Here is an 8,578-nt window from a genome sequence, read left to right as displayed (position 1 = left end):
CTCCAGAAGTATGGGCGGGCATGCGCGCAGGACGTGCCGGGCCGCGCCGACCGCGGTGGTGTCACGCGATCGGCGGGCGGAACGGCTTTTCTGCGGTCAGGCGGCGAGTTCGCCGGCCTGGAGCTGCCAGAGAGATGCGTAGAGGCCGTGCTGGGCCAGGAGTTCGTTGTGGGTGCCCTGTTCGGCGACGATGCCGCCCTTGTCCATGACGTAGATGCGGTCCGCGTGGCGGACCGTGGAGAGGCGGTGGGCGATGACGACCATCGTGCGGTCGGCCGCGAAGCCGCGCAGTGTGCGCTGGATGGCGGCCTCGGTCTCGTTGTCCACCGCGGAGGTGGCCTCGTCGAGAATCACGACCGGCGGGTCCTTGAGGATCGCCCGAGCCAGGGCGATCCGCTGCCGCTGGCCGCCGGAGAGCGCGGCACCGCGTTCACCGATCAGGGTGTCGTAGCCGTCCGGCAGCGTCGCGATGAAGCTGTGCGCCTCGGCCATGGCGGCGGCCTGGAGTACTGCCTCGTCCGAGGCGTCGAAGCTGCCGTAGCGGATGTTGTCGGCGATGCTGCCGTCGAAGAGGAACGGGTCCTGGGCGACGAAGCCGATGGCGTGGCGCAAGCTGTGTCGTCGCAGGCCCCGGATGTCTTGTCCGTCGATCAGCACCCTTCCGGACTGGGCGTCCTGGAATCGCATCAGCAGTCTGGCGATCGTCGTCTTGCCGGAGCCGGTGGCGCCCACCAGGGCGGTCACCTGCCCGGCCGGGACGGTCAGCGAGAGATCCTTCAGTGCCGTCGATCGGCCGGGGTAGGCGAAGGTGACCCGGTCGAGGACGATCTCGCCCTGCACCGCGGCGAGGTCGAGCGTCCCGTCGCCGTCGCCGTCGCCGCCGTCGGCCTCGACGGGCAGGGCGCGCAACCGCTGGACCCGGTCGTAGGAAGCGAGGGTGCGCTGGTACTGGTCGGCGATGCCGCCGAGTCGGCTCATCCGCATCAGCAGCATCTGAGGCAACCCGATCAGCGGGCTGAACACCTCGAAGCGCAGGGTGCCGTTGAGCACCGAACGACCGCCGATCAGCAGGGTGCCTGCCATCGATGCGGTGGTGCAGGACCGGATGGTCTCGGCGTGGCGGCCCGTGCTCCGGTCGGTCTGCCGGTTGCTCTCCTGGACCGCCTCGCTCAGCTCGTCGATGCGTTCGGCCTCGTAGTCCTCGGTGCAGAAGCTCTTGACGGTCGCGCCGGCTTCCAGCGAGTTGATCACCTGGCTGCCCAGCCTGGCCCGGGACTCGCCGGTGACGGCGTACTCTGCCGCAGCCTCCTTCTGGTGGTGCAGCGACAGCCAGGCGATGACCGGGATCGGCAGGAACGCGATCCAGGCGATCTGCGGTGCCAGCAGGAGGAACGCCGGCACCAAAAGGGCCAGACTGGTCGCGAGTTGCAGCACGTCGTTGGCCGGGCCGGCGAAGAAGGCGCCTAGCTGGCCGACGTCGTTGGTGAGCACGCCGGCCACCCGGCTGGTCCGCTCACCCTCCAGGTGCCCCAGTTCGAGGTGCTGGACGTGTCGGTACGTGCGGCCCCGCCAGTCGTGCTCGATGTCCTGGCCCAGTCGGCGCCACTGGAGGGTCGAGGCGTAGGAAAGGCCCGCCACCGCGGCACAGGCGGCGGCCACCAGCCCGGCCAGGCCCCACAGTTGAGCGGAGGCCGTGGTCAGGCCGAGGCTGACCAGCGGAGCTGCCTCGCCCTTGATGAGGACCAGGCCGGTCCATCCGAGGAAGGTGCCGAGCGCCATCTCCGCGGCCTGGCAGGCGACGGACAGGGCGGCGGCGCGGTAGAGGCGGCGTCGGTGCGGACCGACGATCTCCAGCAAGGCGTGGCGTTCGGCACCGGGCCCGGCCGCGGCCCGGGACGTGTCGACCGTTCCGCGCCACGCCTTCCGGAGGACGACCGCGGTCGCGGCGGCAACGCCAGCCGCGGCCACGAGCTGCCTGCTCAGCGCCGACCCCTTGATCAGCGCGACCCCGGCCGCGACCCCGCCGCCGACGGCGAGTACCGGGCCTACGACCAGGCCGCTGCCCGCCCGCGGGGCCGGCGCGGGGGCGGGGCGGGCGGGTGCCGGACGTCCCACCCCGGTCGGTTCCTCCGCAACCCGGGCGACGGCTCTGCGGACGATCCGGCCGATGTCCGTGGCGCGCAGCCGTGCGTCATGCCGGATGAGCATCCCGCCGGTGACCGGGTTGGCCTGGGCCTCGGTGATCCCGGGAATGCGGCGCAGCGTAGCGGCGAGGACCTCGGCCGTCCGGGGTCGTCCGAGAATCAGCTTGACGTCCCAGCGCTGGCGGCCCGGTGTGACCGAGCGTGGGCTTGCACCCAATTCCACGGAGCGGAATCCGGATGCGGCACCCAGTAGCGATGGCATGTGTACGATCACCTGTTTGCGGAGGTCGCGGAAACCGTCACGGACACGACGGAATTACGGCGACGGAGCGGGAAATTCTAGGCGGCAAATCTCTGCGGCCGAACGGCCTGCGAACGGCCGCCGCCCGGGCGCATTCCGCCGAATGTCGATCGGCATACGCGCCTGGCGGCGGCCGTGAGTTCCTACGGGTCGTCAGTGCGCCTTTCCGGCGGCGCTACCGGTGGACGGCGTGCGAATCTTAGGGGTCCTCGCTTCCCCCTTGGTTTCATGCCCATTGGCGCGCTGGCCGTCACCGGAAGGTCCTCCGGTTTCCCCGGCGGCGATTTGGGCGGCCATGACGTCGGCGGCCACTTCGGCCGCGAGGTCATGAATGTTCTCGCCGGCCTCCTCTGCCGCCTTCTTCACCTCCATCGCGATGCCGACGGATGCCCTGACGACTCCACTCACCACTGGCTTGAGCAGGCGTTTGGCCAGCGGCGCGACGATGAGGCCGACCAGGAAGGGCGGGACTAGGGGCGGCAGCATGATGCTCCATCCTCTCCACGATAGGTATGGCAGGGAACCCGGGTACGGCGACCACCGGAGCAGCGCACAGCCGGGTGGGTGAAAGCATTCCATCGCGAAATCCGGGATTCACCTAACGAAGCGGGTTCCCAGAAATCGGAACGCGCCGTCCGATCCCGTGATCACCGTAGTGGAACCATGCCCGCCTGGGCCAAATGGATGCCTCTGAGTTCACTCTTGTGAGTGTTCAAGACCATCCTGTGCGACCTGAATTCCCGCATGTTCGTACATGAGTTCATGCAATGGCTTGATTACGTACCCCTAGATTGGCCACATTATCTCCGGGCATTCGAACACCCGCGCCTCACTCTTTGGTTGACTTACCACCGCCAAGCCCGGGTGGCAGCATGACGCCATGCTTCGACGCCCCCCTACGGTCGCCCTCGCGGCCGCCCTGACGGCCTCGGCCGTCGCGCTGACCGGCTGTGGTGGTGGCGCCGTCTCCTCGACGACCACCCCCCTGGTGGACCACGGCACCGTCCGGATCGCCGATTCGAGCGAGACGCCGAGTTTTGACCCGTACTCGACCTTCGGCGCCTCCCAGGCCCGCTACGCCTACGACTCCTTGGTCAACCTCGCTCCCGACGGCACCCTGGTCACCGGCCTGGCCTCCTCCTGGCAGGCCACGGCCACCACGGCCACCTTCACCCTCCGCCCGGGCGTCACCTGCTCCGACGGCACCCCCCTCACCGCCTCGGCGGTGGCCCGGGCACTCACCTACGCGGGAGACCCGGCCAACCAGCTGGCCGGTGCCCGGACCGTCCTCCCCAACGTCCCGTTCACCGCGAGCGCCGACGACGGGACCGGCGCGGTGTCGGCGACCGCAGCCGCTCCCTTCCCGTTCCTCACCCGCACTCTCGGCCTGCTGCCGATCGTCTGCCCCGCCGGCCTCGACCGGCCCGATTCACTGGACCGCACCACCCAGGGGACCGGCCCCTACGTACTGACCCACTACACCCCGGGCGGGCCGTACGAGTTCACCGTCCGCGACGACTACTCCTGGGGACCCGCCGGGGCTACGACAACGGAACCCGGTCTCCCCGCGCACATCGTCATCTCGGTGGTGCCCCAGACCTCCACGGCGGCGAACCTGCTGCTCACCGGGGGCATCGACATCGCGCGCGTGAGCGGGCCCGACCGGGCCCGGCTCACCGGCCGCGGTCTTGCCACGGCCGACGTGGCGACCGTAGTCGGGCTGACCTTCTTCAACCAGCGCCCCGGCCGGGTACTCGCCGACCGGGCGCTGCGCCGTGCCCTGGTCTCCGCCCTCGACCGCCGGGGCCTTGCCAACGTCGCCGTCGGCGGCACCGGCATCCCCGCCACCGACTTCGGCGCCGAAGGCGCCGTCTGCCACGCCGACCTCGCCGACGCCAACCTGCCCGCGCAGAACGCCGTCGAGGCCCTGCGCTCCGCCGGCTGGACCCGCTCCGCCGACGACCCGCTGACCAAGGACGGCCAGCCGCTCCGGCTCCGCCTGATCACCAGCCCCGACCTCGGCCCGACCCTGGCCTCCGTAGCCGAGCTGATGGCCCGGGAGTGGACGGCGCTCGGCGCCGAGGTCCACCTGGTCAACGAGAGCCTGCCCGCCCTCGTCAACGCCATGTACCAGAGCGCTGACTTCGACGTGGTGGTCGGCAGTACCCCGGGTTTCGCCTTGCCGGCCGGTTTCATCCCCTTCTTCTCCGGCTCCACCCCCGCCCAGGGCCTCAACTTCGCGGGGGTGACCAATCCCGAGTACGACGCCCTGGTCGCCCAGGCCCTCCGGGAGACCGACACGACCGGATGCGGCACCTGGAACCGGGCTGCCGCCGCGCTCTTCCGCTCGGCCGACGCGCTGCCGATCGCCGAAGGCCGAAGCAGCGTGTACGGCTACCGCACCACCTTCGCCACCACCTTCGGCGGCCAGCTCGTTCCCACCAGCATCCGCCTCCACCAGTGACCTGGGGCCCACCATGTCCTTACCCCAGCTGCTGCGTCACCCCTGGACGGTGTTCCTCGGCCGCCGCAGCCTCCGGCTGTTCCTCTCCCTCGGGGTCGTGATCACCGCGTCGTTCGCGATGATCCGCCTCATCCCCGGCGATCCGGTCCGGGCCGCGCTCGGTGTCGACGCCGCCCCCGACCTGGTGGCCGCCCGCAGGCACGCCCTCGGGCTCGACACGCCCTTCCTGTCCCAGTACCAGCACTACCTCGGCGGCCTCCTGCACGGCGACCTCGGTACCTCGCTGGTCACCGGGGCACCGGTCGCGGAGCTGGTGCGCACCCGGTTGCCGGCCACCCTGGAGATCGCCGGCCTCGCCTTCCTGGTCACTCTCGCCGTCGCCCTGCCCGGCGGTCTGCTGGCGGCAGTCCGCACCCGCGACGGCCGCCGTCCGCGCACCGAGCTGGTGTTCGTCGCGGTCACCGCCGGTCTGACCGGAGTGCCGGACTTCGTCCTCGCCGCCGGACTCACCGCGCTGCTGGCCGTCGGCCTCAACCTGCTCCCGGTGGCCGGTGCGGCGGGCGTCGGGTCCTTCGTCCTGCCCGTCCTCGCGCTCTCCCTCGCCCCCACCGCCGTCCTGCTTCGCATCATCCGGGTGGAAGCGCTGAAGGTGCTGAACGAGGACTACCTGCGCACCGCCCGGAGCAAACGGCTGTCCTCCGCACGCCGCTACCTCCGGCACGCGGCACCGAACATGGCCTCCGCCGCACTCACCGTCGCCGGGAGCCTGCTGCCTGGCCTGATCGCCGGCACCGTGCTGGTCGAGAAGGTCTTCGCATGGCCCGGCATCGGCTCCGCCATGGCCCAGTCCGTGGTCGCACAGGACTACCCGGTGGTACAGGCCATGGTGCTGGTGCTGGGCACCACCGTGCTGCTCACAGGCCTCCTGGTCGACATGCTGCTCGCCGTGCTCGACCCTCGTTCGGCGATCCGGGAGATGTGATCATGAACGTTCCATCCGGCCTCCGGCGCTCGCCCATGGCCTGGGCCACCGCGGCCATGCTGGTGTCGCTCGTCGCGCTCGCAGTGTTCGGCCCGCTGGTCTGGGGGGCGGCAGCACACCGCCCGGACCCCTCGGCCGTGCTCCAGGGCCCCTCCGCGGAACACCCGATCGGCACGGACAACCTCGGCCGGGACCTGCTCGCCCGAGTCCTGACGGCCGCCCGGCCCTCCCTGCTGCTCGCGCTGGCGGCGGCACTGCTCAGTGCGACCGCGGGAGTCCTCCTCGGGGCCTGCACCGCCGTCCTCGGCCGGCGCGGCCGTCGGCTGACCGCCGGGCTCATCAACCTTCTGCTCGCCTTCCCGGCGCTCCTCGTCGCGATGTTCCTCGCGGTCGTGTTCGGTGCCGGCGCCGCCGGGGCGGTGCTGGCGCTCGCAGCGGCGGGCGTCCCCGGCTTCGCCCGGCTCGCCCAGACCCTCGCCGCAGGCGTCGCCGGAACCGACCACCTGGCCGCGGCCCGGGTCCTCGGCCTGCGCCGCCACCGGCTGCTGTGGCGGCACGTCCTGCCCAACATCGCCGAGCCGCTGCTCCTGAGCACCACCACGGCGGCGGGCACCGCTCTGGTCGCGCTCTCCGGGCTGAGTTTCCTCGGCCTGGGCGTCCAACCGCCCGGCTACGACTGGGGGCAGCTGCTCAGCCAGGGGCTCGACCGGATCTACGCCGAACCGCTGCCCGCTCTCGCCCCGGGCCTGGCCGTCCTCTACGCGGCCCTGACCTTCCAGCTGCTCGGCGAGGTCCTGGCCGGGAACGTCGCGCGCCGCGGCCCGTCGCCGCGCACACCCGTGCCGGCACCCACCCCGAGCGGCCCCGCCGAGGACGGGCTGGTCCTCCAGGTCGAAGACCTCTCGGTCGAACTCCCCACCCCGTACGGCACGATCCGGCCGGTACGCGGTGTGTGCCTCTCGCTGCGGCCGGGGGAGATCGTCGGACTCGTCGGCGAGTCGGGGTCGGGCAAGTCGCTCACCGCGCTCGCCATCGCCGACCTGCTCCCGTACGGTGCCCGGGTGTCCCGGCGCACTCTCCGCCTGCTCGGAGCCGACCTCGCAGCCCTGACGTTGAAGGAGCGGGACCGGCACCTTGCGACAGGCCTGTCGGTGATCTTCCAGAACCCGGCCTCGGCGCTCAACCCGTCCCTGCGGATCGGCACCCAGCTCACCGAGGCCGTCCGGGCCCACCGAGGTGCGAGCCGGGCACAGGCCGCTGCGGAGGCTGCCGACGCCCTGCGCCAGGTTGCCCTGCCCCCGGCACTGCTGCGTTCACGTCCCTACCAGCTCTCCGGCGGCCAGCGCCAGCGCGTGATGGTCGCATCCGGGCTGATGGTGCGACCGGGGCTGATCATCGCCGACGAACCGACCACCGCGCTCGACGTCACGGTGCAGCGCCAGATCACCCGGCTGCTCACGGACATCCGGCGGGACACCTCCGCCGCGATCCTGTTCATCAGCCACGACATCGCCCTCGTGGGCGAGTTCTGCGAACGGGTGCTGGTGATGTACGCGGGCACCATCGTCGAGGCCCTGCCCGCCGACCGCCTCGCCGACGGCGCCCAGCACCCCTACACCCAGGCCCTGGTCGCCTCGGTGCCGAACCTCGACGCCGACCGCGGCCGACCGCTGCCGACGATCGAGGGCGCACCGCCCGACCCGCTCGCACTCGCACCAGGATGCCCGTTCGAGCCCCGCTGCCCGCGACGCCAGGACCGCTGCGCCGAGCAGGCTCCACCACTGGAGGACCTTGATGCCGACCACCGGGTCGCCTGCTGGCATCCGGCACCGGTGGCAGGGGTCCTGGAGACGGTGACCGCGTCATGACCACCCTTCAGGTGACCGACCTCACCGTCCGCCACCCCGGCCCCCGCGGCTCCCTCGCCGCCGTGGACGGTGTCTCGCTGGAGATTCCGTCCGGCACCACGCTCGGTCTGGTGGGGGAGTCCGGCTCCGGAAAATCCAGCCTGGCCGGCGCGATCGTCGGCCTCGTCCCCGTGCAGGGTGGCCGGGTCCTGATCGACGGCCAGGAGGTCCGCACCCGCACCGTCCGCGACCGGCGTCGGCTCGGCCGCCGTGTCCAGGTCGTCCTCCAGGACCCGGACACCGCGCTCGACCCCCGGATGACGGTTCGCCAGACTCTCGTCGAAGCCGCCACGGTCTTCCGCCGACTCGACAGGACCGCCCGCGCCGAGCGCGTCACCGAACTGCTCGGCCTCGTCGGCTTGGAGCCACGGCTCGCCGATCGCCTGCCGCGGCAGCTGTCCGGCGGCCAGCGCCAGCGGGTCTCCCTCGCCCGCGCCCTGGCCGTCGACCCCGGCCTGCTGATCGCCGACGAGATCACCTCGGCGCTCGACGTCTCGGTGCAGGCCTCCGTCCTCAACACGATCCGCGAACTGCAGCGACGGCTCGGACTGTCCATGCTGTTCATCGGCCACAACCTGCCGGCGGTCTGCCATGTTTCCGACATCGTGGCGGTCATGCGGCACGGCCGGATCGTCGAGACCGCCCCGACCGAGACGATCCTGCGCACACCGCGGCACCCGTACACCCGAACACTGCTCGCCTCCGTGCCGTCCCTGCGCACGTCCCCGGGCGAGGAGAGGCCGTTATGAACCTGGATTCCTCGTCCCGCCGACGCCCGGT

Annotated in this window: 6 protein-coding genes; 4 read left to right on the top strand and 2 right to left on the bottom strand. The window is 71.7% G+C overall.

Features of this window, described 5'->3' with window-relative positions; genetic code table 11:
* Positions 1 to 96: 96 nt before the first annotated feature.
* Complete coding sequence (locus tag OG580_RS03620) at positions 97 to 2,367, bottom strand: ABC transporter ATP-binding protein/permease (protein ID WP_267042173.1); 2,271 nt, start codon at positions 2,365 to 2,367, stop codon at positions 97 to 99.
* 231 nt (positions 2,368 to 2,598) lie between these two features.
* Positions 2,599 to 2,931 (bottom strand): DUF5132 domain-containing protein, encoded by a 333-nt coding sequence (locus tag OG580_RS03615; RefSeq protein ID WP_267042172.1) that lies wholly within the window; start codon positions 2,929 to 2,931, stop codon positions 2,599 to 2,601.
* 394 nt (positions 2,932 to 3,325) lie between these two features.
* On the opposite strand from OG580_RS03615, the gene OG580_RS03610 reads away from it, so the two are divergent.
* The 4 genes from OG580_RS03610 to OG580_RS03595 are packed head-to-tail and all read left to right on the top strand — an operon-like array spanning position 3,326 to position 8,547.
* Complete coding sequence (locus OG580_RS03610; protein WP_267042171.1) at positions 3,326 to 4,909, top strand: ABC transporter substrate-binding protein; 1,584 nt, start codon at positions 3,326 to 3,328, stop codon at positions 4,907 to 4,909.
* A 13-nt stretch (positions 4,910 to 4,922) separates the two neighbouring features.
* Positions 4,923 to 5,891, top strand: a complete 969-nt coding sequence (locus OG580_RS03605) for an ABC transporter permease (protein ID WP_267042170.1) — start codon at positions 4,923 to 4,925, stop codon at positions 5,889 to 5,891.
* A 2-nt stretch (positions 5,892 to 5,893) separates the two neighbouring features.
* On the top strand, positions 5,894 to 7,759 hold the full coding sequence (locus OG580_RS03600) for a dipeptide/oligopeptide/nickel ABC transporter permease/ATP-binding protein (RefSeq protein WP_267042169.1): 1,866 nt from the start codon (positions 5,894 to 5,896) through the stop codon (positions 7,757 to 7,759).
* Positions 7,756 to 8,547, top strand: a complete 792-nt coding sequence (locus tag OG580_RS03595) for an ABC transporter ATP-binding protein (protein WP_267042168.1) — start codon at positions 7,756 to 7,758, stop codon at positions 8,545 to 8,547. Before OG580_RS03600 ends, OG580_RS03595 begins: the two co-directional genes overlap by 4 nt.
* Positions 8,548 to 8,578 lie beyond the last annotated feature (31 nt).

Source organism: Streptomyces sp. NBC_00094, from assembly GCF_026343125.1.
GTDB lineage: Bacteria > Actinomycetota > Actinomycetes > Streptomycetales > Streptomycetaceae > Streptomyces.
The sequence above is the reverse complement of the archived record's forward strand: the minus strand, read 5'-3'. Positions and strand labels throughout refer to the sequence as shown.

What these genes read in the sequence shown, in the direction of transcription:
- OG580_RS03615 (WP_267042172.1), bottom strand. Translation starts at nt 2,931, where the DNA reads ATGCTGCCGCCCCTAGTCCCGCCCTTCCTGGTCGGCCTCATCGTCGCG.
- OG580_RS03610 (WP_267042171.1), top strand. Translation starts at nt 3,326, where the DNA reads ATGCTTCGACGCCCCCCTACGGTCGCCCTCGCGGCCGCCCTGACGGCC.
- OG580_RS03605 (WP_267042170.1), top strand. Translation starts at nt 4,923, where the DNA reads ATGTCCTTACCCCAGCTGCTGCGTCACCCCTGGACGGTGTTCCTCGGC.
- OG580_RS03600 (WP_267042169.1), top strand. Translation starts at nt 5,894, where the DNA reads ATGAACGTTCCATCCGGCCTCCGGCGCTCGCCCATGGCCTGGGCCACC.
- OG580_RS03595 (WP_267042168.1), top strand. Translation starts at nt 7,756, where the DNA reads ATGACCACCCTTCAGGTGACCGACCTCACCGTCCGCCACCCCGGCCCC.